General features: G+C 40.8%; 33 protein-coding genes. 11 read left to right on the top strand and 22 right to left on the bottom strand.

Translation table 11 applies throughout. The features are described from left to right. Window positions 1-89: 89 nt before the first annotated feature. Window positions 90-1,487, bottom strand: a complete 1,398-nt coding sequence (locus tag MY9_RS09950; protein WP_014664144.1) for an alanine/glycine:cation symporter family protein — start codon at window positions 1,485-1,487, stop codon at window positions 90-92. A 511-nt stretch (window positions 1,488-1,998) separates the two neighbouring features. Here MY9_RS09950 and MY9_RS09945 point away from each other — a divergent pair. Together MY9_RS09945 and MY9_RS22015 are read left to right on the top strand one after the other, a co-directional pair. Then, window positions 1,999-2,352 carry a hypothetical protein gene (locus MY9_RS09945; RefSeq protein ID WP_014664143.1) on the top strand — a complete coding sequence of 118 codons (354 nt, stop codon included), beginning with the start codon at window positions 1,999-2,001 and terminating at the stop codon, window positions 2,350-2,352. Window positions 2,353-2,377: 25 nt separating this feature from the next. Further along, the gene (locus MY9_RS22015) at window positions 2,378-2,503 is read left to right on the top strand and encodes a hypothetical protein (RefSeq protein WP_003231548.1); all 126 of its coding nucleotides are present in this window, start codon (window positions 2,378-2,380) and stop codon (window positions 2,501-2,503) included. Between the two features lie 40 nt (window positions 2,504-2,543). Here MY9_RS22015 and parC read toward each other — a convergent pair whose 3' ends face one another. The 3 genes from parC to MY9_RS09925 form a co-directional block, all read right to left on the bottom strand. After that, window positions 2,544-4,964 carry a DNA topoisomerase IV subunit A gene (gene parC, locus MY9_RS09935; RefSeq protein ID WP_014664142.1) on the bottom strand — a complete coding sequence of 807 codons (2,421 nt, stop codon included), beginning with the start codon at window positions 4,962-4,964 and terminating at the stop codon, window positions 2,544-2,546. Between the two features lie 3 nt (window positions 4,965-4,967). Beyond that, complete coding sequence (parE, locus tag MY9_RS09930; protein ID WP_014664141.1) at window positions 4,968-6,935, bottom strand: DNA topoisomerase IV subunit B; 1,968 nt, start codon at window positions 6,933-6,935, stop codon at window positions 4,968-4,970. A 396-nt stretch (window positions 6,936-7,331) separates the two neighbouring features. Then, window positions 7,332-7,739: a CoA-binding protein gene (locus tag MY9_RS09925; RefSeq protein WP_003245606.1), complete on the bottom strand. Its 408-nt coding sequence runs from the start codon at window positions 7,737-7,739 to the stop codon at window positions 7,332-7,334. A gap of 169 nt (window positions 7,740-7,908) precedes the next feature. On the opposite strand from MY9_RS09925, the gene plsY reads away from it, so the two are divergent. Beyond that, window positions 7,909-8,490, top strand: coding sequence for a glycerol-3-phosphate 1-O-acyltransferase PlsY (gene plsY / locus MY9_RS09920; protein WP_014664139.1), 582 nt, complete (start codon window positions 7,909-7,911; stop codon window positions 8,488-8,490). A gap of 87 nt (window positions 8,491-8,577) precedes the next feature. Beyond that, window positions 8,578-8,865 carry a HesB/YadR/YfhF family protein gene (locus MY9_RS09915; protein WP_014664138.1) on the top strand — a complete coding sequence of 96 codons (288 nt, stop codon included), beginning with the start codon at window positions 8,578-8,580 and terminating at the stop codon, window positions 8,863-8,865. Between the two features lie 31 nt (window positions 8,866-8,896). Here the strand turns inward: MY9_RS09915 and MY9_RS09910 are convergent, their stop codons facing one another. From MY9_RS09910 to acnA, 7 genes are all read right to left on the bottom strand, one after another. Continuing rightward, window positions 8,897-9,196 (bottom strand): hypothetical protein, encoded by a 300-nt coding sequence (locus tag MY9_RS09910; protein ID WP_014664137.1) that lies wholly within the window; start codon window positions 9,194-9,196, stop codon window positions 8,897-8,899. 15 nt (window positions 9,197-9,211) lie between these two features. Continuing rightward, a complete protein-coding gene (locus tag MY9_RS09905; protein WP_014664136.1) occupies window positions 9,212-9,628 on the bottom strand; it encodes a YbgC/FadM family acyl-CoA thioesterase in 417 nt (138 codons plus the stop codon). A gap of 84 nt (window positions 9,629-9,712) precedes the next feature. After that, window positions 9,713-9,964 carry a small acid-soluble spore protein Tlp gene (gene tlp, locus MY9_RS09900; protein WP_014664135.1) on the bottom strand — a complete coding sequence of 84 codons (252 nt, stop codon included), beginning with the start codon at window positions 9,962-9,964 and terminating at the stop codon, window positions 9,713-9,715. A 35-nt stretch (window positions 9,965-9,999) separates the two neighbouring features. Next, window positions 10,000-10,146, bottom strand: a complete 147-nt coding sequence (sspN, locus tag MY9_RS09895; protein WP_003221249.1) for an acid-soluble spore protein SspN — start codon at window positions 10,144-10,146, stop codon at window positions 10,000-10,002. 64 nt (window positions 10,147-10,210) lie between these two features. After that, a complete protein-coding gene (locus tag MY9_RS09890) occupies window positions 10,211-10,336 on the bottom strand; it encodes an FbpB family small basic protein (protein ID WP_003244964.1) in 126 nt (41 codons plus the stop codon). 79 nt (window positions 10,337-10,415) lie between these two features. Then, on the bottom strand, window positions 10,416-10,928 hold the full coding sequence (locus tag MY9_RS09885) for a redoxin domain-containing protein (RefSeq protein WP_014664133.1): 513 nt from the start codon (window positions 10,926-10,928) through the stop codon (window positions 10,416-10,418). Between the two features lie 71 nt (window positions 10,929-10,999). After that, window positions 11,000-13,729, bottom strand: coding sequence for an aconitate hydratase AcnA (gene acnA / locus MY9_RS09880; protein ID WP_014664132.1), 2,730 nt, complete (start codon window positions 13,727-13,729; stop codon window positions 11,000-11,002). 226 nt (window positions 13,730-13,955) lie between these two features. Here acnA and sspO point away from each other — a divergent pair, with 226 nt between their 5' ends. The 4 genes from sspO (at window position 13,956) to yneK (ending at window position 15,415) form a co-directional block, all read left to right on the top strand. Continuing rightward, window positions 13,956-14,102 carry an acid-soluble spore protein SspO gene (gene sspO / locus MY9_RS09875; RefSeq protein WP_003244839.1) on the top strand — a complete coding sequence of 49 codons (147 nt, stop codon included), beginning with the start codon at window positions 13,956-13,958 and terminating at the stop codon, window positions 14,100-14,102. A 31-nt stretch (window positions 14,103-14,133) separates the two neighbouring features. Continuing rightward, window positions 14,134-14,280, top strand: coding sequence for a small acid-soluble spore protein P (locus MY9_RS09870; protein WP_003221237.1), 147 nt, complete (start codon window positions 14,134-14,136; stop codon window positions 14,278-14,280). An 80-nt stretch (window positions 14,281-14,360) separates the two neighbouring features. After that, window positions 14,361-14,753 carry an outer spore coat protein CotM gene (cotM, locus tag MY9_RS09865; protein ID WP_014664130.1) on the top strand — a complete coding sequence of 131 codons (393 nt, stop codon included), beginning with the start codon at window positions 14,361-14,363 and terminating at the stop codon, window positions 14,751-14,753. Between the two features lie 233 nt (window positions 14,754-14,986). After that, entirely contained in the window at window positions 14,987-15,415 is a 429-nt protein-coding gene (yneK, locus tag MY9_RS09860) for a DynA interaction protein YneK (protein WP_014664129.1), read from the top strand. A 30-nt stretch (window positions 15,416-15,445) separates the two neighbouring features. On the opposite strand, the gene MY9_RS09855 is transcribed toward yneK, so the two are convergent. From MY9_RS09855 to ccdA, 3 genes are all read right to left on the bottom strand, one after another. Beyond that, window positions 15,446-15,937: a CcdC family protein gene (locus MY9_RS09855; protein WP_080478227.1), complete on the bottom strand. Its 492-nt coding sequence runs from the start codon at window positions 15,935-15,937 to the stop codon at window positions 15,446-15,448. Window positions 15,938-16,015: 78 nt separating this feature from the next. After that, window positions 16,016-16,378 (bottom strand): response regulator, encoded by a 363-nt coding sequence (locus MY9_RS09850; protein WP_014113939.1) that lies wholly within the window; start codon window positions 16,376-16,378, stop codon window positions 16,016-16,018. A gap of 88 nt (window positions 16,379-16,466) precedes the next feature. Next, complete coding sequence (ccdA, locus tag MY9_RS09845) at window positions 16,467-17,174, bottom strand: cytochrome c-type biogenesis protein CcdA (protein ID WP_014664127.1); 708 nt, start codon at window positions 17,172-17,174, stop codon at window positions 16,467-16,469. A gap of 219 nt (window positions 17,175-17,393) precedes the next feature. Here ccdA and ynzD point away from each other — a divergent pair, with 219 nt between their 5' ends. Beyond that, complete coding sequence (ynzD, locus tag MY9_RS09840) at window positions 17,394-17,567, top strand: aspartyl-phosphate phosphatase YnzD (protein WP_024121579.1); 174 nt, start codon at window positions 17,394-17,396, stop codon at window positions 17,565-17,567. 73 nt (window positions 17,568-17,640) lie between these two features. Here ynzD and MY9_RS09835 read toward each other — a convergent pair whose 3' ends face one another. The 6 genes from MY9_RS09835 to yneA all read right to left on the bottom strand — a co-directional run bounded on the left by MY9_RS09835 (window position 17,641) and on the right by yneA (window position 22,006). Continuing rightward, window positions 17,641-17,859 carry a YneF family protein gene (locus MY9_RS09835; protein WP_003221221.1) on the bottom strand — a complete coding sequence of 73 codons (219 nt, stop codon included), beginning with the start codon at window positions 17,857-17,859 and terminating at the stop codon, window positions 17,641-17,643. Between the two features lie 85 nt (window positions 17,860-17,944). Beyond that, on the bottom strand, window positions 17,945-18,391 hold the full coding sequence (sirA, locus tag MY9_RS09830; protein ID WP_003231591.1) for a sporulation inhibitor of replication protein SirA: 447 nt from the start codon (window positions 18,389-18,391) through the stop codon (window positions 17,945-17,947). A 152-nt stretch (window positions 18,392-18,543) separates the two neighbouring features. Next, entirely contained in the window at window positions 18,544-20,547 is a 2,004-nt protein-coding gene (gene tkt, locus MY9_RS09825; protein WP_014664126.1) for a transketolase, read from the bottom strand. 168 nt (window positions 20,548-20,715) lie between these two features. After that, complete coding sequence (locus tag MY9_RS09820) at window positions 20,716-20,949, bottom strand: DUF896 domain-containing protein (RefSeq protein ID WP_014664125.1); 234 nt, start codon at window positions 20,947-20,949, stop codon at window positions 20,716-20,718. Window positions 20,950-21,016: 67 nt separating this feature from the next. Then, window positions 21,017-21,670: a YneB family resolvase-like protein gene (locus MY9_RS09815; protein WP_014664124.1), complete on the bottom strand. Its 654-nt coding sequence runs from the start codon at window positions 21,668-21,670 to the stop codon at window positions 21,017-21,019. Window positions 21,671-21,688: 18 nt separating this feature from the next. Further along, window positions 21,689-22,006, bottom strand: coding sequence for a cell division suppressor protein YneA (gene yneA, locus MY9_RS09810; RefSeq protein ID WP_080478226.1), 318 nt, complete (start codon window positions 22,004-22,006; stop codon window positions 21,689-21,691). Window positions 22,007-22,155: 149 nt separating this feature from the next. Between yneA and lexA the strand changes: the two genes are divergently transcribed. Further along, entirely contained in the window at window positions 22,156-22,773 is a 618-nt protein-coding gene (gene lexA / locus MY9_RS09805; protein ID WP_003238209.1) for a transcriptional repressor LexA, read from the top strand. A 433-nt stretch (window positions 22,774-23,206) separates the two neighbouring features. Here lexA and fosM read toward each other — a convergent pair whose 3' ends face one another. After that, window positions 23,207-23,641, bottom strand: coding sequence for a FosM family fosfomycin resistance protein (fosM, locus tag MY9_RS09795; RefSeq protein ID WP_014664121.1), 435 nt, complete (start codon window positions 23,639-23,641; stop codon window positions 23,207-23,209). A 215-nt stretch (window positions 23,642-23,856) separates the two neighbouring features. Here fosM and MY9_RS09790 point away from each other — a divergent pair, with 215 nt between their 5' ends. Further along, window positions 23,857-24,306: a YndM family protein gene (locus MY9_RS09790; RefSeq protein ID WP_014664120.1), complete on the top strand. Its 450-nt coding sequence runs from the start codon at window positions 23,857-23,859 to the stop codon at window positions 24,304-24,306. A 26-nt stretch (window positions 24,307-24,332) separates the two neighbouring features. On the opposite strand, the gene pghL is transcribed toward MY9_RS09790, so the two are convergent. After that, window positions 24,333-25,091 (bottom strand): gamma-polyglutamate hydrolase PghL, encoded by a 759-nt coding sequence (pghL, locus tag MY9_RS09785; protein WP_014664119.1) that lies wholly within the window; start codon window positions 25,089-25,091, stop codon window positions 24,333-24,335. Between the last annotated feature and the right edge of the window lie 192 nt (window positions 25,092-25,283).

The raw sequence follows: 25,283 nt of genomic DNA, 5'->3' as shown, positions 1-25,283 counted from the left end.
TTCACGTTACTTTTTGTTTAATTTGAAAGATTCTGCTTCTTTACGCCAAATAAAAAGCCGCATTCAATGAATTGAATGCAGCCGTGTTCTTATGCTTCTTGTTTCTCATCTTCCCATGTTTCAGCATTTTTCAGCCCTGGAATGTTTTTCGCTTTAAATACAGGATCAAGTCCTTGTTTACGCTGTTTCGCGTAATCTTTATACACTTTGTAAGCAACGTTTGACAGCAGCGTAATCACAACTAAGTTAATTAGCGCCATGATACCCATAAAGAGATCCGCCATGTCCCAAACGATTTGGAAGCCTGATAGAGAACCGTAGACAACCATAGCAATAACCGCAATCCGGTAAATATTCAGCCATGTTTTGCTTGTTTTAATAAATTCAATATTTGTCTCACCATAATAATAGTTGCCGACAACTGAACTGAATGCAAACAAGAACATTGCGACTGCGATGAAGCTAGGCGCCCAGCCGCCGATATGATGATTAAGGGCAGCCTGGGTTACTTGGATACCATCACCTTTTGGCGTTACACTGTACAGCAAAATGATAAACGCTGTGGACGTACATACGATAAATGTATCGAAAAATACGCCTAATGTTTGAATAAAACCTTGTTTTGCCGGATGCGATACATGAGCTGTTGCAGCCGCATTCGGAGCGCTTCCCATCCCTGCTTCGTTTGAAAAAAGTCCTCGCTGCGCACCGATAACGATGATGCCGCCAATTCCGCCGCCGACGACTTGTTCAAACCCTAAAGCATTTTTAACAATTGTAGCGATAACGCCAGGGAAAGCCGTAATATTTGTGATAACAACAAATAATGCAATAAGAATATAAATGCCTGCCATAACCGGTACAATTAACTGTGTTACAGCCACAACACGTTTTAAACCGCCAAAAATTATAAACGCAGTTAAAACAGCCAAGACAATGGCTACAACTGTTTTATTCACATGAAATGCGCCATCCAACGCTCCTGCAATAGTATTCGTTTGAACAGCGTTAAAGATTAAACCGAATGATACCGTAATTAAGACAGCAAAAACGATGCCGAGCCATCTGGCTCCAAGGCCCTTCTGAATGTAGTAGGCCGGACCTCCGCGGAAATCCTCCCCGTCTCTTACCTTATAAAGCTGCGCTAGCGTACTCTCAACAAAGCTAGAAGCCATACCTACAGCAGCTACAACCCACATCCAAAACACAGCGCCCGGTCCGCCTGTCGCAATTGCTAAAGCTACACCAGTCAAATTCCCAGTACCGACTCGGGATGCAGCGGAAATAAAGAATGCCTGCATAGAGGAAACGCCTTTATTTCCTTCAGGCTTCTCACCTACTATTCTGAACATTTCAATAAAATAACGGAATTGGATAAAACCAAAACGTATGGTAAAAAATAATCCAAGCCCTATTAAAATATAAAATAGGTATTTCCAAATGAAATCACTTGGAATATGAATTAAACTATCGAAAAAAGACGCCATATTTACCTCCCGTTTTCATCAATTCAATACGAATTCGTTTTGATGTTAGATTTTTTAACATAACGAGTTTTATTATATCACAATATGACGAATTAGGAAGTTTTTTCGCGAAGAATATTGTCATAGCCAGATGTTACTCTGTCGACCCTTTCCCTAGCATTTTCCTATAAAAAATAAAAACATTCGTTGCAAGTTTGCATTTTTAAAAAAGTACCTATTAACAATGCAATCATTTCCTCTCATTCTCTTACCTTTCCTTTGATTTTAGCTCACAAATAAAGGAATAAACCTTAAACAACAAACATATCATCTAAAATATGCTTTTATTCACACCATAAACCGGGTATACATACACTAATAAAGAATGTTTCTCTTTCAAAAATAAGCAAAAAGATATATACTTAACAAAGTGAAATTTAGTTTTTAAATTTAATAAATCAGGTTTACTTTTAGGATGGATTAGGGTATTATTATAAAAATATTCAGTAATATTAAAGGAGGGGGAGATCATTTGAAAAAAGTAACGATATTGAAAGCATCCATCTTATTCTTGGCGATCGCCAGTTTTCATTTGCTCTCAATTCCCCACGCCTTTGATATCGGCCATCATTATAAAGCCGTAGCCGACCAGCAGGAAATGCACGAGATGAAAGCCGGCCAAAATGCTGATGATGAGAAGAAATCCATCACAGGGGCATTTGCGCTAACCGCTTTGTGGGCAATGGCTGTTCTGCTTCTGACCGCTGAAAGCAAAAGTACGGGATACACCCGCAGGCGCCAGCGGAAAAAAAGCTTTATACTGGCCAAATTTTATCAGTCGTCTTATTTCGGCAAACTTCATGTTCAACATCACCCGATTATATAACGATAATATGAGGAGGCTGTTTAACATGTTGTTTATCTTAAGAATGGTGATATTAGGCTTATTTTCTTTCACAGCGCTGAATTTATTTGTATGGCAGGGAATTGAAGTCATTCATGCCGTAACAGATCTATTCACCAACCATGAAAGCTAAATAAACGAAACCCGCTCACGTAATATGAGCGGGTTTTTTATTATTGTTCTGTATGAACGCGCCAAACAGCTGTAACCTTGCCTGATTCCTCTTCATCAAAAAAGAAAGAGCCATTGCTGTATCTGTCGTTTGTCCGCAGCTCTTTTGCCTGCAGTTCTTTTCTGTCGCCTTTTTCTGTTTCTGCCATAAGCCGCTGTTCAAGACCGCAAGCGAACAGTGCTGCAACACGGTGAGGATTCTTTTTCAGTTCCCTTAGCATCACGACACCGCGTTTTGCGCGGGATGTTTTCTCGAACTCAGAAAGACTCATGCGTTTTACCGCTCCCCGCTGTGTGAACAAAACAATTGAATCAGATTCTTGAAGGATCTCCCCGGAGACAACAAAGTCATCCTCTTTTAAGTTAATCCCTTTGACACCTGCCGCACGCGCGCCAACTACATTCACTTCGTCTTCGCCAAACCACAGGCCATACCCTAAGTGAGTGGCCATAAAGATCTGGCTTTCCCCATTTGTTACATGAACATCAATCAATTCATCTTCACCCTTCAGATTTAAGGCCACAAGCGCCTTAGAATAACGCTGTGCTTTGTAATGGGTGAGCTCTGTCTTTTTCACCATGCCGTTTTTCGTAAAGAACAATAGATATGCCGACGGATCAAATTCTTTTATCGGTATGGCCTTTACAATCGTTTCATCACGGTCAATGGTGATGATATTAGAAAAATGCTGACCCATGTCCTTCCATCTGATATCAGGCAGCTGGTGAACAGGACAATAAATGTAGCTTCCTTTGTTCGTAAAGAGCAGCAGTACGTCCGTCGTATTCATCTCAAATTGATGCAGCATCCTGTCCGTATCTTTCATTCCGAAATCCTGGCCGTTGGAAGCGGCATATGAGCGCTGGCTTGTCCGTTTTAGATAGCCATCCTTCGTAACGGTTACATATACATCCTCAGACGCAACCATAACTTCTAGGTTGATTTTAATTTCCTCAATTTTCTCTTCAATCACTGAGCGTCTTGTGTCTGCATATTTCTTTTTCAGTGCTTTTAAGCTGTTTGTGATCACTTTTAACAGCTTTTTATCATTGCTTAGTATAGATTCAAGCTCTTCAATTTTTTCACCGAGCTCTTCTGCCTCTTCCTTAAGCGCTGTGATATCGGTATTGGTTAAACGATATAACTGCAATGACACAATGGCTTCAGCCTGAGGCTCTGTAAATTCGTATTTCGCAATCAAATTATTTTTAGCGTCACGTTTATCGCTTGAAGAACGGATCGTTGCAATGACTTCATCTAAAATGGACAAAGCTTTCATGAGCCCTTCTACGATGTGATGTCTGTCTTTTGCTTTTTGAAGCTCGTAAACAGACCGGTTTGTGACGACTTCCTTTTGGTGTCCAATATACGCATCCAAAATAGACGGCAGGCTCATCAGCATCGGACGGCGGTTATGAATAGCCACCATATTGAAGTTATATGTGATCTGCAAATCAGTGTTTTTATATAAGAAATTCAAAATGCCTTTGGCATCCGCTTCTTTTTTCAGCTCAATGACCACTCTCAACCCTGTTCGATCCGTTTCGTCACGAACCTCTGAGATGCCTTCAACCTTTTTATCAATACGGAACTCGTCCATTTTTTTCACAAGGTTTGCTTTATTTACTTCAAATGGAATTTCAGTAATGACTATTTGTTCTCGTCCGCCTCTGATTGTTTCAATTTCAGCTTTTCCGCGGATAATGATTTTTCCTTTTCCAGTTTCGTAAGCTTTTCTTATGCCGTCAACGCCTTGAATAATACCGCCTGTCGGAAAATCAGGCCCTTTAATGACTTCCATGAGTTCATCAACAGAGCAAGATGGCATTTGAATACGCTTAATGACAGCATCAATGACTTCTCCCAAATGATGAGGGGGAATGTCGGTCGCGTATCCTGCTGAAATCCCGGTAGATCCGTTGACCAATAGGTTAGGAAACATCGCCGGGAGTACGACAGGCTCCTTGCTTGTGTCATCGAAGTTCGGCACAAATTCAACCGTGTTTTTGTCAATATCCCGAAGAAGCTCAGATGCTATCGGAGATAATCGTGCCTCTGTATAACGCATGGCTGCCGGGGGATCTCCGTCGATGCTCCCGTTGTTTCCATGCATTTCGATCAACACATTACGAACTTTCCAATCCTGGCTCATCCGCACCATTGCTTCATAAACCGAACTGTCACCGTGCGGATGATAGTTACCGATGACGTTACCGACCGTTTTGGCCGCTTTTCTGAAGTTTTTATCAAACGTGTTTCCATCTGTATGCATCGCATACAGAATTCTGCGCTGTACCGGCTTTAATCCGTCTCTCGCATCAGGCAGCGCTCTGTCTTGAATAATATATTTACTGTAGCGTCCAAAACGGTCGCCGATCACCTCTTCTAATGGTAAATCATGAAATAATTCTGGCTGTGACAATCATTAAACCTCCTCAGCGACCGATAAGTTTTCATTTTCTAAAATATTGCTTTCTTCATCTAAGCCGAAAGCGACGTTTTTCTCAATCCACTTTCTGCGCGGCTCTACTTTGTCTCCCATTAACGTCGTTACACGTCTCTCTACACGTGCCGCATCGTCAATTTTGACCCTAACAAGTGTGCGGGACTCCGGATTCATTGTCGTTTCCCATAGCTGGTCTGCGTTCATCTCTCCAAGACCCTTATATCGCTGAATGGTATAGCCCTTGCCGACTTTTTTCAGGACATCACCCATCTCTTCATCAGACCATGCATATTCAATGATTTCCTTCTTCCCGCTTCCTTTACTGACCTTATATAAAGGTGGCAGCGCAATAAACACCTTGCCATGCTCAATGAGCGGCTTCATATAGCGATAGAAAAAGGTAAGAAGCAGCACTTGAATATGGGCGCCGTCAGTATCGGCATCGGTCATAATGATGATTTTGTCGTAGTTGATGTCATCGATTGAGAAATCTGCTCCGACACCCCCGCCGATCGCATGAATGATCGTATTGATCTCTTCATTTTTAAAGATATCCGCAAGCTTAGCTTTTTCTGTATTAATGACTTTACCGCGTAAAGGCAGAACCGCTTGGAATCTGCGGTCTCTTCCCTGCTTGGCTGACCCGCCTGCTGAATCACCCTCAACGAGATACAATTCATTTTTTGCCGGGTTTCTCGAACCCGCAGGCGTCAGCTTTCCGCTTAAAGTCGCTTCTGATTTTTTTCGTTTTTTGCCGCTTCTTGCTTCTTCACGGGCTTTGCGTGCCGCTTCGCGCGCCTGGCTCGCCTTGATTGCTTTTTTGACAAGAAGCGTTGCGGTGTCCCGATTTTCCTCTAAAAAGTAAGCAAGCTGCTCGGAAACAATTGCATCAACCGCTGATCTTGCTTCACTCGTTCCGAGCTTTCCTTTTGTTTGTCCTTCAAATTGAAGAAGCTCCTCAGGAATGCGGACAGAAATAATGGCTGAAAGCCCTTCCCTTATATCGGTGCCTTCAAGGTTCTTATCCTTTTCCTTCAGCAAAGCCACTTTTCGCGCATATTCATTAAAAGCCCGGGTCATCGCAGTTTTTGCACCCGACTCATGCGTCCCGCCGTCTTTTGTTCTGACATTGTTAACAAAAGACAAAATATTTTCAGAATAACCATCGTTAAACTGGAACGCAAAATCCACTTCTATGGAATGATGCTCTCCCTCAAACGAGACCACTTCAGATAAGACGTCTTTTTCTTCATTTAAGTAAGCGACAAACGCCTCTATGCCGTTTTCATAATAAAAGACCTCATGCTGGTCATTGCGTTCATCAATCAGCTCAATTTTCAACCCTTTTAACAAAAACGCAGACTCTCTTAAGCGCTCGGAAAGCGTTTCAAAATTATAGGTTGTTGCGCTGAACATCGTTGGATCTGGCTTAAAGTGTGTGAGTGTTCCCGTCTTTTTCGTTTTGCCGATCTTTTCGAGAGATGTAACCGGTTTTCCTCCATTTTCAAATCGCTGCTGATAGATAAAACCGTCCCGTTCAATGGTAACTGTCAGCCATTCAGATAAAGCATTCACGACTGACGCACCCACTCCATGGAGCCCGCCGCTTGTCTTATAGCCGCCTTGGCCGAATTTTCCTCCGGCATGAAGCACCGTAAAAATCACTTCAGGGGTTGGTTTGCCGAGCTTATGCATTCCGGTCGGCATGCCACGGCCTCTATCCTGTACAGAAATGCTATTGTCTTTATGTATTTTGACGATTATGTGATCTCCATGGCCGGCAAGCACCTCGTCGACAGAGTTATCTACAATTTCATAAACCAAGTGGTGCAAGCCGCGCGCGTCAGTAGAGCCAATATACATACCCGGCCTTTTCCGGACAGCCTCAAGGCCTTCGAGCACCTGTATGGCATCTTCGTTGTAATCAAATTGCTGTTTTCTAGCCAAACGTACAAACCCCTTTCAAAAACTAACATTGTCTTTCTCTTTTTCAGTGTTACACATCATTTGTATATAAGATATTTTTTATAAACCTCGCCTCAAGCCGGTACTGCCTTGGACTCCTCATTATAACCAATATGTTTGCAATCGCAACATAGAGCTAACGAATCAGTTCTCAAAACATCGGCTAGTGCTGTTTTCGCACTATGAGAACGTATGTTTGTTTATTATATATAAAGCAGCAGACCTTCGCAAATCGAACGGCCGAAACCCAGCTGGACAAGGTATTCAAAAAAAGCTGTTCAAGCTTTATTGTATCTGTTTCACCGTAATACGCAAACAATATCTTAAAATTAAAAAGCAAAAATCCTTGAATTCACAAGGATTTTTGCAGTTCTGCACCTATTTTGTTACAGCGTGTGCCACTTTTATGCACAGATCCATGATAACCGTTCTGCCTTTTTCTTTTAGCATCTGGTATGCTTCCTCGTTTACCAGCCCTTGCTGCGCCCAAAATACCGGGGCATCTGTCTCTAAAAACTCTTCCGCCACTCCAGGAAGCTGTTCTGAGCGCCGGAATACATTGACGATGTCAATCGGACCGTCAATCTCTTTTAAAGATGAAACGGCTTTGACACCTAGTGCCTCATCAATTGTCGGGTTCACTGGGATAATTTCATAACCCGCGTCCTGCATTGCTTTTGAAACCATATGTGACGTTCTATCCGGACGGTCTGAAAGCCCCACTACTGCTATACGTTTGCTTCTTTGAAGAATCTCTTTAATTTCCGCTTTAGAAGGATTTTGCATCATGTGTCACTCCTTTTCCACTTATTTTACACGATCAAAACAGGAGAAATCAAAATATGATGCATGTTTGATTGGATTTGTAAGCAAACTTTACAAAAAAACTTATCATCAGATCATGACATCTCATGTTAAAATAGAAAGAAGGGAATTTGAAAAAGGAGAAATGTAGATGTTAATTGCTTTATTGATTATTTTGGCCTACTTGATAGGCAGCATTCCATCTGGCTTAATTGTGGGCAAGCTTGCCAAGGGAATTGATATTCGGGAGCACGGAAGCGGCAACTTAGGCGCTACCAATGCATTCCGTACACTGGGCGTAAAAGCTGGTTCGGTCGTCATAGCCGGAGATATTTTGAAAGGGACGCTGGCAACTGCATTGCCTTTTCTCATGCACGTTGATATTCATCCGCTTCTTGCAGGAGTCTTTGCGGTTATAGGCCATGTGTTCCCCGTCTTCGCTAAATTTAAAGGCGGTAAAGCCGTGGCAACATCAGGTGGCGTTTTGCTATTTTACGCACCACTGTTATTTATCACGATGGTGGCGGTATTCTTCATCTTTTTATACTTGACTAAATTTGTTTCTCTATCATCGATGTTAACAGGGATCTATACTGTTATATATAGTTTCTTTGTCCATGATACGTATTTATTGATTGTCGTTACCCTGCTCACTATTTTTGTGATATACAGACACCGGGCAAACATTAAACGAATCATCAATAAAACAGAACCTAAAGTAAAATGGCTATAAGCTTAAAAACCTTCTCTTTTGACACAGAATAGCCTAATACGTTTATAATAGAGAAAATTCAAATGAAGAACAAAGGGGTGTGCTGTTATGAATATGACAATTAACGAAGACGCATTGAACTGGTATAAAGAAGAGCTCGATTTGGAAAGCGGAGACCAGGTTCGCTTTTTCGTCCGCTACGGAGGCTGCAGCAACGTTCAAAAGGGTTTTTCTCTCGGTGTAGCGAAAGATGCCCCACAAGAGGCTGGAGTCACTGCAGAAGCAGACGGCATTACCTTCTTTATTGAAGAAAGTGATTTATGGTACTTTGATAATCACGACCTTCTCGTCAGCTATTCAGAAGACGCTAATGAACCGGTTTTTGAATACCAATAAAAAAGAACGCACATGATGTGCGTTCTTTTTTTTACAAATGAAATCGTATAAGATGATCGGTTAGGTTTTCTTGTTCCAAAATATATTTTTGGGTCTCCCCCAGCAGATCAAAGTGAGGAAATTCACTTTTCTTATGTATCCATTCTTTCTTTAACCCGTAGGCTGCTCCCCACCGGATCAGCTTATCAATATCTGCACAGCCGGCTTTTGTCACAGTTTTTGCTTCCGGAAACCGGTCATCAAGCCAGTAATGTGTTAAAAATGCGATTTCTCCTTTTTTCACTGCTTGTTTCCACCGGTTCAGTTCCTCCCGTTTCACACCAAACGCCATATCCCGTTCACTTCCCTATTTTTTGGCCTTTTCATATGCTGCGTGCCAATCAGGAAAAGCTTTGCGGAATTGAATAGGCTTAAAGCTTTCTTTATCCACACATATATGAGATGAGGTGGCTTTGATGGAAAGCTCACCGGCCGGATTATAAATGTGATAACCATAAACGGTTTTAAAGCCGTTATATTCCTCTATCCATGTATGGACAACCGCAGTTTCTCCGTAATGAAGCGGCTTTTTATAGGAAATGTTGATATCAACGACTGGAGACAGAACACCTTTTTTCTCCATATCACTATATAAAAAGCCTAAGTCCTTGATTAAAGCTGTTCTGCCGACCTCCATCCACACAAGATAATTTGCGTGATAGACAATCCCCATTTGATCTGTTTCTGCATAACGCACTTCTATTTCTTTTTTTGATACATGCAAGATTACTCTGCTCCCTTAACGTCAATTTAGCCCCATTTTACCATAACCAAATCAGAAAGAAAAAAACCAGGTTTCCCTGGTTTTTTAAGAGCGGTATCCATTTTGTCTCGCTGCGGATTCGTCCTGTATTTCATTGCGAAATGCTTCAATGCTCTGTTCGCGTCTTGCATTTTTTTCTTTGATACGCTGTTTATCTTCTCCTGAAGCAAACTCCATTGTTGCTTCTGCTTCTTCTATATTTTCAATTGTATTTTGAACCATATCCTGCAATTTTTCTACATTATCAGAACGATCATCAGGATTAGGCTGCTGATATTGATTTTGGTTCTTTGTCATCGGATGTACCTCCTAGAAATAAACTCGATTTTTAGCTACTCGCCCTTTGTCTGCATGATGATCGGCTGCTGTCCTGAAGTATCATGCATTTTTTCCCCTTTATTGGCTTTATATTTCACAGGCTTTGTACCCAAGTGGCTTGGAGCATATTGAGGCTGACCGTTTTTCTTGTTGTTTCCCATGCTTATCCCTCCTCAACAGATAGGTTTCTCAAAAGGAGGGATAAACATGAATACAAATTAAAGGTTATTTTTGCTTAAATCGCTGTTCAAGCTTTTCCTCAAGCTGATTTAAATACTCTGTATTAGTCATCAGCTCTTTTTTGTTTTCCATGACGAGCTCATGAAAAGAACGTTTTCTCATCTTCTTCACGCTTCTCACCTCCGCATATTCTTTTATTTTTTCCAATTCTGAAAACTTGTAAGCATATTTGAACATAAAAAAACTGAATCTAATCAAGATCCAGTTTTTGTTCCATTTCTTTTTTTGTCATGGTGCCAATGTGTATGTCTTGAATAACACCTTTTTCATCCAAGATATATGTCGTTGGATATGACATCACGTTATAGTCAGCATTGATCCCTTTTTTATCAATCAGAATAGGGAACGTTAAATCATACGTATCAGCAAACGCTCGGACTTGTTTTTCACTTTTCTCAGCTGAAGTGAAATTTACCGCAACAACCGCAAGTTTGTCGGCATACTCTTTTTGCAGCTCTTCCATCGCCGGCATTTCCTGACGGCACGGCTTACACCAAGTTGCCCAAAAATTGAGCAATACTTTTTTGCCTTGTGAATCCTTTAAGGAGCTTTTCTCTCCCGACAGCGTTTTCAAAGAAAAATCAGGTGCTTGTTGCCCCTCTTCAATTCCGACTTCTTTTTTGCTGTATGTTTGATACAGGTTCCAACCCATATAACCGGCAAGCATAATAATCAGGATCCCTGCAAGCCATTTTTTCAGCATATGCCACCTCCGCAGCACATTTTGTCATAAAAAGAAGAGAAAGCGAAATGCCTTCTCTTCCTATTGATTCATCAGGACTGCTTCATTTTTTCACGAAGCACCATTTGAAGGATGCCGCCATGGCGGTAGTAATCAATTTCAACTTCACTGTCAAAGCGGACGACTGCTTCAAAAGTTGTTACATTGCCGTCTTCATTGATTGCTCTTACCGTCACAAGGTCACGAGGGCGAACTGTTTCATCAACATCTACCTCGATGACTTCTTTACCCGTTAAGCCAAGTGTATCTGCATTTTCACCTTGTTTAAACTGAAGCGGCAGCACACCCATGAATACAAGGTTGCTTCTGTGAATTCTTTCAAAGCTCTCTGCAATTACCGTTCTGATGCCGAGTAGGTTTGTTCCTTTTGCGGCCCAGTCACGTGAAGATCCCATACCGTAGTCTTTTCCTGCTAATACAACAAGACCGGTTTTATCTTCTTTGTATTTCATGCACGCATCATAGATGGATGTTACTTCACCAGTTGGCCAGTACGTCGTAAATCCGCCTTCTGTACCCGGTGCGATTTGATTTTTGATGCGAATGTTTGCAAATGTCCCTCTCATCATGACTTCATGGTTTCCGCGGCGGGAACCATAGGAGTTAAAGTCACGAGGAGAAACCCCTTTTTCTTGCAAATACTTTCCGGCAGGCGTATCTTTACCGATTGCACCAGCAGGAGAAATATGGTCAGTTGTGACTGAATCGCCGAATTTACCGACAACACGCAAACCTTTTAATGGTTCAACCTCGCCTGGTTCAACAGACATTTCTTCGAAGAATGGCGGATTTTGAATGTAAGTTGATTCGTTATCCCATTTATATAACGCTTCATCTGTTGTTTCAATCTCGTTCCAGCGCTCGTTGTCATCAAATACCGTTTCATACTCTTTACGGAAGAGCTCAGGCGTAACTGTTTGCTTAACAAGTGAATTGATTTCGTCTGTTGACGGCCAAATATCGTTAAAGTATACGTTTTGACCATCTTTACCCACACCGATCGGGTCGGTTTTCAGGTTAATGTTTACCGTTCCAGCCAGCGCATATGCCACAACAAGCGGCGGAGAAGCAAGGTAGTTTCCTTTAACAAGCGGGTGAATACGTCCTTCAAAGTTACGGTTTCCGGAAAGGACAGACGTAATCAGAAGATCATTTTTCGCAACCGCTTCTTCGATTTCTGGTGAAAGCGGACCTGAGTTTCCGATACATGTTGTACAGCCGTACCCAACGAGGTTAAAGCCAAGCTCTTTCATGTATGGAAGAAGGCCTGAATTCACAAGATATCCTGTAACGACTTTAGAACCTGGTGCAAGTGACGTTTTCACGTAATTAGGCACCTTAAGCCCTAACTCAACCGCTTTTTTCGCTACTAGTCCTGCACCGATCAGCACGTAGGGGTTAGATGTATTCGTACAGCTTGTAATCGCGGCAATAGCGATCGCACCCGTTTTCATAACTGTTTCTTCGCCATTGAGAAGTTTAAATTTAATTTCTTTATTCTCTTCTTCAGCGTTTAAACCGAACCCTTGGTTACCCGCAGGGCTGACTAAGTGCTTTTTAAACGTTTCCTGCATAGCAGAAAGCGGAATTAAATCCTGTGGACGCTTTGGACCTGATAGGTTTGCTTCAATTTGTGAGAGGTCGATTTCAACCACATCAGTAAATTGAGGGTCTTCCGCATCAGGAGTGTAGAACAAGCCATTGCTTCTGCAGTACGCTTCGACAACATCAATATGTTCAGGATCACGGCCTGTCAGGCGCATGTAGTTGAGCGCTTCTTCATCTACTGGGAAGAATCCGCATGTAGCACCATATTCCGGAGCCATGTTCGCAATTGTTGCGCGATCTGCAAGCGGCAGTTCAGCAATTCCCGGTCCGAAGAATTCAACAAATTTGCCGACAACGCCTTTTTCACGGAGCACTTGTGTTACTTTTAACGCCAAGTCAGTAGCTGTTGTTCCGTTTGGAAGCTTGCCGACAAGTTTCGCGCCGATTACCTCTGGAACTGGGAAGTAAGAAGGCTGTCCAAGCATTCCCGCTTCAGCTTCAATTCCGCCGACACCCCAGCCAAGAACACCGATACCGTTAATCATTGTTGTATGTGAGTCTGTCCCCACAAGCGTATCTGGATACGTTATTAGCTCACCGTCTTCTTCAATGGCATGGACAACACTTGCCAGGAACTCAAGGTTGACCTGATGCACAATACCTGTTGCAGGCGGCACTGCTTGATAATTGTTAAACGCTTTCTTTGCCCAGCTTAAAAATTTGTAGCGTTCTGCATTTCTTTCGAATTCTAAATCCATATTTACTGCTAACGCGTCTTCCGTACCCGCTTTATCAACCTGTACAGAGTGGTCGATAACGAGATCAACAGGAATTTCAGGGTTGATTTTATCAGGATCTCCGCCGACAGCTGCCATCGCTTTACGCAGTGAAGCAAGGTCTACTACTGCCGGAACCCCTGTGAAGTCTTGTAAAATAACACGAGACGGTTTGAACGGAACATCGATTTCCTTTAATTCGGCAGTTCCCCATTTTGCCAAATTTTCCACATGTTCTTTTTTGATGACGAATCCGTCAACTTGACGCAAAACCGATTCTAAAAGAACTTTGATGGAATAAGGAAGCTTCGAAACCTTCCCGATACCTGAATCTTCTAATGCTTTTAAAGAGTAGTAATGATATGTTTTCCCATTTGTAGTAAACGTTTTTCTCGCTTGGAAAACGTCTTTTGCTGCAGTTTTTTGCTCGTTTGCCATTCTCCAAAATCCCCCTTCAGATCAGATCATTCTCAGATGAACATTACATTCCATCACAATTTTCTCACAATTTCATATTAAAACAAAATCATACATAAGTAAATATCAATGTTTTTATTAAATACAATAAGTTCGACTTATGAGAATATACACCGGTAATTTTTACTGTTTATGCTCTCTCATAGAACACACTAAAAGGAGCCATATTATGATTGAGGTGATAATGATGGTTAAAAGAAAAGCGAATCACGTTATTAACGGAATGAATGACGCCAAAAGCCAAGGCAAAGGCGCCGGCTATATCGAAAACGATCAGCTTGTACTGACTGAAGCTGAACGCCAAAATAATAAAAAGAGAAAAACCAATCAATAACATCGAACTCTTTTAAGGAGGTCCTCATTTTATGACCAATAAAAATACAAGTAAAGATATGCATAAAAATGCGCCAAAAGGACACAATCCGGGACAGCCTGAGCCTTTAAGCGGAAGCAAAAAAGTGAAGAACCGAAACCACACAAGACAAAAGCACAACTCAAGCCATGATATGTAAGAAAAGCAGACCTTAGTGTCTGTTTTTTTATGCGTTCACCCATTTATTATCCACCGCATATGCTGTAAGGCAAGGTTGATATGTGGAGGAATGCTTCCATGACCCATTCAAAACGTAATGATGCAAATGATTTCGATAGTATGGATGAATGGCTTCGGCAATTTTTTGAAGACCCCTTCGCCTGGTACGACGAAACATTGCCTATTGATTTATATGAAACAAGTCAGCAGTATATTATAGAAGCGGACCTGACTTTTTTACAGCCGACACAAGTAATGGTTACCCTGTCTGGCTGCGAGTTCATTTTAACAGTCAAATCATCAGGACAGACTTTTGAAAAACAAATGATGCTTCCTTTTTATTTTAATGACAAAACCATTCAAGCCGAATGCGAAAATCAAATACTCACAGTCGCCGTCAATAAAGAAACAGAAGATGGCTCTTCTTTTTCTCTTCAATTCCCTCTCAGCTAAACATAAAAAGTCACTTTCATCCCCTATAATGAAAGTGACTTTTTTTCCGTCCATTTATCGTCAAATACCCTCTAGTGACTCTCCCATGGCCAAATAGCAGATTCACTATACAATAGAATATGATCTACTATCTCTTTTGACTAGACATCTATCACTTTTTTCTATTCTTTTTTTACTGTGTTCTTCTAATCTCTCTTCGTATACAATATGGTTAGAATAAGGGGGGATGATTGATGCTGGAAGGATGGTTTTTGTGGTTTATTCTATTTTGGGTGATCATGATGGTTATCTTATTATCAATCGGCGGGTTTTTTATGTTTCGAAAGTTTTTAAAGCGTTTACCAAAAGAGGACGGCAGGTCAGAGCTTGATTGGCAGGATTACTATATTGAAAACAGCAAACATTTATGGAACGATGAAAATAAACAGTTTCTAGATGAATTGACAGCGCCGGTGCCAGAGCTGTTCAGAGATGCAGCAAAAGCCAAAATCGCAGGCAAAATTGGTGAGCTTGCATTAAAAGAAAAGGTAGCAAAGATTGATCAGCAACTTATGATCAAAGGTTATATTCTCGCAACTCCTAAAAGAGACCATACCTTCTTAAAAAGGCATCTGCGGGACAAAAAAATCGATCTGGAGCCTTATCAAACCCTTCTCAAATAAAAAACCTTTCCTGGCAAGAGGAAAGGTTTTTTAATTCATTTGAATATTAGCTGACTGCAGCTCGTTATGAAGTTTTCGATATGATAAATACATGGCGATTCTCCAAGGCACAATCATACCGAAAGCCAGAATCCAAAACATTCCGCTCAATGCACCATAATCAATTGATGTGCTCAAAATCGATTTCATCACGATTCTGATCACCAAAAGACCGACTAATATAAAAACAAATGCTTTAGAGCGTTTCATGTAAATCTCATTATTTTTAACTTCGAACTTAGAGGTTTTGATTAGAAAAATAGAGAAAATCACACCTAAAGTGAATGCTTCCAAAAACTCTGCACCAGTTACCCAAAATACCGGAAATAAAAACATTAACGCTCCCGTACTCATAAAAATCGGCGGGAGAATGATTTTCTTTGGTGAAACAGGCTTGTCAGAGGACTTTATTCTGACAACCATGACAGCTACAGCCATGAACACAGCAATAATCGATGAAATTATAATCATCATACTTATCATTCCTTTGTTTCTCGGAGTGTTGATACTATATACTATACTCCAAAACAATAAAAAAAACCATTTTGAAAAGAAATGACTTTAATATCCCATAACGCGGCTGACAGCTTCCAGCACCTTTGTTTCCTCGAACGGCTTCACAATAAAATCCTTTGCCCCCAGCTCAATTGCTTCCGTTACAATTCTTTGCTGGCGCATGGCAGTGCACATGATGACCTTCGCCTTAGGATCAAAGGTTAGGATATCACGAAGCGCCTTTATGCCGTTTTTCACTGGCATTGTAATATCCATTGTCACAATGTCCGGGCGCAGTTTTTTATACAGATCCGCTGCTTGCTCGCCGTCCGCCGCTTCGCCTGCGATTATGTAATTTGCCTCTTCCAAGATCTCTCTGATTTTCACTCTCATGAACTTGGCGTCGTCTACAACTAAAACTCTTGTCATATGCCCCTCCAAAAAACGATTTCCACAAATAATAGTCTTATTGTACCAAAAACAACAGGTTTAGTAGTAGTGCGAAAGTAATTCTCCATCAAAAACCAGTAAATCCTCCAAATAGATCTGACAGCAAAATAATGATCAGGCTCATCCAATCAAAGAATAACAGCACACCAATCACAATCATTAAAACGCCGCCTGCTTTCATGATCAAAAGCTGGTTCCTTCTTATCCATTTCAGCTTTGTGATAAAGAAAGACAATAAAAGAAACGGTACAGCAAAACCGAGTACATATAACATCATGTATGGCACGGCTGAGCCTGGATTGGTGCCTGCAAGTGAGATAACAGCACCTAATATTGGACCGGTACACGGTGTCCATCCCGCCGCAAATGCCATTCCTATTAAGACTGAACCTAAAAACCCGCTCGGTTTATGCTTAAAATGGATTCTCCGCTCTTTCATCATAGCCTCTGGCCGGAACACGCCGAGTGTAAAGAAACCGAACAAAATAATAAGCAACGCGCCAATTTGCCGAATCGCATCATGGTAATCCCTAAACAGGCTGCCAATTAAAGATGTTCCATAGCCTAAAGCAATAAAAATGACTGAAAAGCCGAGCAAAAAAAACAAAGTATGAAATAGGCTTCTTTTCTGCAGCAGCAGCTTTTCTGTTTTTACATCATCCATGCTGACCCCTGTAATATATGACAAGAAAGCTGGGTAAAGCGGCAGGCAGCAAGGCGAAATAAAAGATAAAAACCCCGCTCCGAATGTCAAAAAATAATTTACGTCTCCCATGTCATCATCCCTTCATGATTTGACATTCCTTCAAGTTATGACAAAATCATTTCATTTTTTTAACACTTTCACCTGAAGGATTTCTATTTTCAGAAAAAACTTATATAATTTAATTTGACATTGAGATATTGTACTCCTTCTCATTTGAAAATTAGTATAAATATGGATATAATATAAACATTCAACTTGAAGATTTAATGTATGAAAGGATACATCCCTGTGATTAGAGAGCATCTATTAAATGAAATTGAAAAAAAAAGAGCAGAGCTGCTGCAAATTGTCATGGCGAACGGAATGACATCTCATATTACGATAGAGCTCAGTCAGGAGCTTGACCATCTTCTCATACAATATCAAAAGCAGCGCCTTCGAGCAGTAGCGGGTGATGAATGATCGCAAAATAAAAAACCCGTATAAGGGTTTTTTATTTTATAACCATGTTTCTCTATATCATAATCTTTACGTATTATTTCGTTTGATTATTCATGGCTTTCATCATTTGATTGATTTTCTTTTGAGAAGGTTTCATTCCCATTTGCATCATCATCATGCGTAACATTTGTTCATTAATAGGCGGATTCTTTTTCAGGTAGCTCATCATATATTTACGAGCAATAAAAAACCCGAGTGCAACACCTATGAGCAATGCAACAACGCCCACTAGGATGCCAACCCATAAAGTCATTTTATTTCCTCCTTCATGTTGTCTAGTTTAAAGTGTACTAAACCAAAAGCTATTATACAACATTTACATCTCTTTTTCTTCGGTTTTAGACAAAATTTCTTTCTTTCACCGGATTTAGCCATCCGTAACGCTTCGAATTGAAATCCATCGCTAAAAAGCAAGGGCTTACTTTTCTTAACACTTCAAAGAATATCGTTTCTGCCTCATAATCTCCCGAAGCCACTATTTCTATCATGTGCTCCTTCATCATAAATGTCGCATGGCCTTTTGCTTTTGGCAAAGCTATTCTATAAATATAATCCAGCTGCCTGTAATCCGTTTTGTTTAAATTCATTTTTAATCGCTGATGCATATGTAAAATCGGGATTGGTTGTGTAATATATTGAATCTGTTTCTCTGTCATTTCATATTGCTGCTTTTCAAGGCTTGTCCAATGATAGTCTTGAAACAGCTCAAACATAACCGATTCCCGCCCGAAATAGTGATTGGCAAACTCCTCTTTTATCAGGTACGTATAGTAGTGACGTTCCATCTTTTCATCCCCTTTTCCAGCAGCATTTCATTTGCTCTCTATTATACAAAAGAAGAAAAGAAAGAATTGTCTATTACTGTTAAACAGCCAATACTATTTTTGTCGGATAAACAAGAAAAAGAGGATGATTTGACTCATCCTCTTTCAAAGACTTACTTATTAATTAATGCCTTTACTCGATTCACTACGTTCGGTACTGAGAAGCCGTATTCGTTAATGATGGTTTCACCAGGGGCAGATGCACCGAATCGGTCTATGCCAAGTACGTCTCCTTCAAGCCCCGTGTATTTGCCCCATCCAAATGATGAGCCCATTTCAATTGCTAGGCGTTTTTTCACAGCTGCAGGAAGGACTTCGTTTTTGTATTCATCAGATTGTTTCTCAAAACGGTCCATTGAAGGCATGCTGACAACAGAAACATCGATATTTTCTTTTGCCAATTCTGCTTGCGCTTCAATCGCAAGACCTACCTCAGATCCTGAAGCGATGAGAAGAGCGTCAGGTGTTTCGTTTTTAGATTTAGAAACAACATATGCACCTTTTTCTACTCCTGCCAATGCTTCTTCAGGCGTTTGATCGATGGTAGGAAGGTTTTGGCGTGTTAGCACTAGCGCTGTTGGCTGATCAGTGCTTTGTACTGCAAGCTTCCACGCTGCTGCTGTCTCATTGCCGTCTGCAGGACGGATCAAAGAAAGATTAGGCATCGCACGGAGTGAAGCAAGCTGTTCAACAGGCTCGTGCGTCGGGCCGTCTTCACCTACAGCAATACTGTCATGTGTGAAGACATATGTGACAGGAAGGCCCATTAACGCTGCAAGGCGAATAGAAGGACGCAGGTAATCAGAGAAGACAAAGAAAGTTCCGCCGAATACACGCAGTCCGCCATGAAGCGCCATACCGTTTAATGCTGCACCCATCGCAAATTCACGTACACCAAACCAGAAGTTTTTGCCTGAGTAATCAACCGCTGTAAAATCACCGGCATTTTTAATTGTCGTTTTGTTCGATCCCGCTAGGTCGGCAGAACCTCCGACAAAGAAAGGAATTTTTTTCGCAAGTCCGTTGAGAACTTCACCGGAAGATGCACGGGATGCCAGGCTGCTTCCTTTTTCATAAACAGGAACCTCTTGATCCCAGTCCTTCGGAAGCTCTCCTTTGATTGCCAGTTCAAGCTGTTCAGCAAGTTCAGGATAAATTTCTTTATATTTAGCGAATTGAGCATTCCATTCCTGTTCTTTTTTCTCGCCTGATTCTTTTACAGCTGTAGCGAAGTGCTCATATACTTCTGACGGAACGTAAAAATCTTCTTCATATGTCCACGCGTAAGCTTCTTTTGTTAATTTGCTTTCCTCTTTACCAAGCGGCGCGCCGTGAACACCGGATGTGCCTGCGCGGTTAGGCGATCCGAATCCGATTGTCGTTTTCACTTCAATTAATGTAGGTTTCTTATCATTTTGGCGTGCTTTTTCGATAGCCGCTGTTAATTCTTCAATATTGTTTCCATCCTCAACATAAAGAACTTCCCAATTCATTGCTTCAAAACGCTGTTTTACGTTTTCAGAGAATGAACGGTTCAGATCTCCATCGAGAGAGATGTCATTAGAATCGTATAGTACGATCAGACGGCCAAGCTGAAGATGTCCTGCGAGTGAAGCGGCTTCAGAAGAAATCCCCTCCATTAAATCACCATCACCGCAAATACTGTATGTATAATGATCGACTACGTTAAATGAATCACGGTTGTAAGTTTCCGCTAAATGGCGTTCAGCGATTGCCATACCGACTGCCATGGCAATTCCTTGGCCAAGCGGACCTGTTGTCGCATCCACACCGGCAGTATGTCCGAATTCCGGATGTCCAGGTGTTTTGCTGCCCCACTGGCGGAATCCCTTAAGATCTTCAATACTAAGATCAAACCCGCTTAAATGAAGCATGCTGTATAAAAGTGCTGACCCATGTCCAGCAGATAAAACAAAACGGTCACGGTTAAACCAGCCAGGGTTTGCCGGACTTACGTTCATAAATTTTGTCCACAGCGTGTATGCCATCGGAGCAGCCCCCATCGGCATCCCTGGGTGACCAGAATTTGCTTTTTCAATAGCGTCTATTGACAGTGTGCGAATGGTAGCAACTGATTTCTTTTCAATTGTATCCATAAAAATCCCCTTCCTTATGTGTTGTACCCTTACATCATAAATGTCTGACGACTTTTTCTCAACTGTTTCAGCTTAAATTTGAGAGAAACTTGTTGAATTTTGTCACATAAGAGTTTTGATTATAGTATATGCAAAAGAGGAATACGATATTGCCGTATTCCTCTTATATTAGTGAAGTTTGTTATTTCTTTGTTCTCTTTTTAGCTTTTCTGGTGTTACATCATTGCCTTCTGGATCAATGATTTTGACACTTTTCAAAGTGTTCTTCATAGAAGAACGAAAACCTTTCAAGTACTCTTGACGGAGCTTTTGCTGTTCGGCTTTTTCATCTTCTGTAATAACGCCAGCTTTTGCTTTAGCAGCAAGCTCATTAATTCTGGCAATTTTCGCGTTTGAAATCATGTTAAACTCCTTTATTTATTGCATTTTGTCTATATAGTACTAGATCAAAAAAAGTTTTACAACTGATTCACTCCGCTGTCTCTTCATTCTCTATGTATTCCTGAAAACGCCGGTGAACGGTTGCTTTAGAGACATCATAACCAAACCCTCTTAAGGTAGCCGCGATTTCAGCAAACGTCAGTTTATTCGCTCTCAGGCGGACGATCTCAGAGATTGGCACCTCTATTCTATCTTTTCCGCTGTTCTCGTGTTGGTTTTTTAAGTTTTTTTGCGGTTTAAAACCGTTTTTTACTGCACGCTTCATTCCCCGTTTGATTTTCATGTTGTGAATTTTACGTTGATATTCTTCCACAATGCTGACGATTTCCAGCACCATTGAGTCAGCCTCCGATAACTCCAATTCACCTCTGTGTGCAGTTGTATAGACTTTCACACCTTCTCTGTAAATACAATGAAGCAGTGCAATTTTTGCGTTTCCCCTTCCAAGCCTTGTCTCATCCTGAACCAAAATGACATCAATTCCAGCGTTCTTAATCTCATCAAGCAGCTCAAATACACCTTCCCGATCCATTTCATATCCGCTGGCTTTTTCAGAAATCACTTTGACAACTTCCATGCCGTTCTCAGCTGCAATGGCCGCAAGCTCCTCCTCCTGCCGCTTTAACGACGTTTCCTGTTGTTCTTTATTTGTGCTTACGCGGGCATAAATGAGTGCTTTCATTTTTTCTATCTGTCCTCTCTATCTTACAGTTGCCAATTCATATGCATCTTGATGCTTCTTTTTCAATGGGATCACTAATTCATCACCCGGCTGGATATCAGACGTCTGAAGATGATTTTTATCAGCCACCCATTCGATAAAATCATTTTTATTTATCTTTTTTGTATCAGCTACCTGATCAGCAATTGACCAGAGTGTGTCCCCTTGCTGGACTTCTATTTTAACATACTGATTAAGCTCTTGGCCGCTGCTTGTATATGACAGCATCAGGATAACCGCGCTCAAAATCACTGTGAACAGACCGACAAAAATAATAGATTCTTTACTCATGATCATACCTCCAACGGGAATGTTTGTTCGCATTTTTTATAATTTTAGTATATACGAACAAATGTTTCTGTCAATTGTTTTTTCGAACCTATGTTTGTACTGTAAGGAAAATCATGCTATAATCTTCTTAAAATCGACGTTTTGAGGTGCGAAAAATGACGAAGCTATCAAAAAGGCAACTTGATATCCTCCGTTTTATTAAAGCAGAGGTTAAATCAAAAGGATATCCGCCTTCCGTGAGAGAGATCGGCGAGGCTGTCGGGCTTGCGTCCAGCTCTACTGTCCACGGCCATTTGGCCCGATTGGAAACAAAAGGGCTGATCAGACGGGATCCGACAAAACCAAGAGCAATAGAAATTCTTGATGAAGAAGTAGACATTCCGCAAAGCCAGGTTGTTAATGTACCTGTCATTGGGAAAGTCACAGCGGGATCTCCCATTACAGCAGTTGAAAATATTGAAGAATATTTTCCGCTTCCTGACCGCATGGTTCCTCCAGACGAACACGTATTTATGCTGGAGATTATGGGAGACAGCATGATAGACGCTGGTATTCTCGATAAGGACTATGTCATCGTTAAACAGCAAAACACAGCGAACAATGGGGAAATTGTAGTTGCGATGACAGAAGATGATGAAGCTACGGTAAAACGTTTCTATAAAGAGGATACTCACATTCGCTTGCAGCCTGAGAACCCAACGATGGAACCCATCATTTTGCAGAATGTCAGCATTCTAGGGAAAGTAATTGGCGTGTTCAGAACGGTCCATTAATCTATTGATCTATCAGACGCATGAAATAACCCCCTCTTCCTTTACGGAGAGGGGGTTTGTTGTTCAAAAAAAGCAGGCTCGCCCTGACTTTGGGTGCGAGCCTGAATAGGAGGAAAAAGAACATCATGTTTACACCATAATTATCCACTAAAAGATTGTTGAAGTCAAGAAATTTTCTTTCCTTCAGGAAACTTTTAATCAACATAGGCATGTTTATAATATTAGACGCTACCTTCTTAAAAATGTTTCATGCTTTGAAGCGTGAAGGGATATGGTTTCATATTTATTAAGGGGCGAGGCGATTGAATATATTGAAAATTTAGCACATAGTTTATTTAGTTCAATTTTCTGTTAAAAACCGCTCACTTCTCTAAATCGTCGTGAGCTATATAAAACAAGTAAATATGATTTGAACAATATATGGTGTGTGATATCAAAAGGCCGTATCGTCGTAAAAGGACATATGTGTTTTTTCTTGTTTGTAATATCGAAGCCTGTCTTGAAGGGTTCCGGTATGAAATTCAAATTTGTGGCCGTCAGGATCGGTAAAATAAATTGATTTTCGATCGCGTTCATCTCGTTCTCTGCCAGGCAGAATATTGACATGAAGTCTTTTTAATTTCGCTGATACTTCCTCAAATTCATGATCCTCAATCGTAAAAGCAATATGAGTATAAGAAAGCTTAATTTCATTTCTGGGGACATCTGATTCTTCATTAAGTGCAAGCCAGATGCCGTTCATATCAAAATATGCAGTTGTCTTTCCCTTTACCAGAAGCTTTGCGCCAAACACTTTTTGATAAAAATCAATCGATGTATCCAAATGCGAAACTGAAAATAGCAAGTGATTGATTCCTTTTATCTCCATAAACCATTCCCCCTTAAAAGCTGATCATCTACATATACGACCTTTTTCATAAGAAAGTTTCATACAGCTGAAAAAAATACCAGTGTAAACAAAAACGGTTTGTTTAAAATAATCACTATAATTGTCATGACCATTATGTCTGAGATCGAATTGCCGTGTTTATCACTTGTTTCTCCCAAGAATTTTCTTCAAAAAATAACAATTTAGGTGGTCAAATGAAACATATCATTGCGCTTGCTTCAAAGATTGCTTTCACTCTCGCCCTTTTATATGTGATTTTGGACAGAGTCTATCACGCATCCTTTTTAAGCGTGATGTTTATTGCACTTTTCTTGGGTTTTGTTTCTTATCTATCTGGCGACATGCTCGTCTTACCGAGAACAAACAATATTACAGCTTCACTTGCTGACTTTGGCCTTTCTTTCGTGATTCTTTGGGTCTTTGTTTTAACCCAAACAAGAAACGATTTTTCACCATTTGGAGCTGCTCTTCTGTCCGCTGCCTGTCTTACTGTATTTGAATACTTTTTTCATCGGTATTTACTGAAAAATGTGCTTGATGAAAATTTCCGAAATGAACTGTCAGCCAGAGATAACACGTTGCAGTATCAAACGGAAACCGCGGACGAGCTGTTTCCCGAAACGAATGAGAAGCATAAGGAATAGGAGGCTGTCTAATTGCCTCCTATTTTTCAGTAGCTATTTTTGAGAAAACGGGACATCTCTTCTGTAAAATCATAAAACCTCTCATTTTGAGTAACAGCTCTGCTTTTTAAAGAAAAGATGCCGAACAAAGACTTTCTAAAGCCTGTGCTCATTTCTATCTGGATACTTAAACCTGTTTTTGACTTATTTGCAATATTATTTGGACTAACGCCCGCATGCGGATGGTCTGTATTGAGCAATACAGCAGGAAAACCGGCATGCTGCAGCTTCTCAACTAAATCTGCCGCTCTTACGCGATCTGTACCGCCAACTTCGATCTGCTGATCTTCTTCTGCGTATCCGTGCAATGAAATGACATATTCATGATTTTCCGTCATTCTCAGGGCCTGAGGTTCATCAAAATGTGTGCTCGTAATGTGCAGGACTGAGTTTCCCGACGATTTTAAGCCTTCAAATAAATACAGCGAGTACTCTTTGCTGAGCTCTCTCGCTACCTCACTTGTTCCGCCTTCAATACCTCCTCCGTGAATGGCTAAAACAAGTACAGGGCTTTCGGTTTCTTTCGTAACAATGTCGTAATCAGAAGGGTCTTCATTGTTTTTTAATTCCTCAAAATTCTGATATACATCTTCAGCATAAATTGAAGAAATCGGAGTAAACACCATAAAAATTAACAATAATTTTACAATTTTAATAGTTGATGGAAAACGTTTGGCTATGTTACAATCAACATGCTTCAAGGAATGGAGCAAACGGCGGAGCAGGGATACTTTGGCCGGTTTCATCTACTCCGCCTCTAAGTCCAAATCAACAGGATGTCGGTTTCTTTGAGGCTTTAGCACGATTTCTCTCGTCCTCCTTGTTAAGTTTTTGTTAAATTCACAATATTATATACCATTAGCCCGGGCGCTGTTCTTCTCATTTTTGAATTTATGAAAAGGAATCTGGCACCACTTCCCCACATTTCCATACAAAAT

It is taken from the genome of Bacillus sp. JS, from assembly GCF_000259365.1.
Classification (GTDB): domain Bacteria; phylum Bacillota; class Bacilli; order Bacillales; family Bacillaceae; genus Bacillus; species Bacillus stercoris.
Note: the sequence above shows the minus strand (reverse complement) of the source record. Positions and strands in the feature narration are given on the sequence as shown.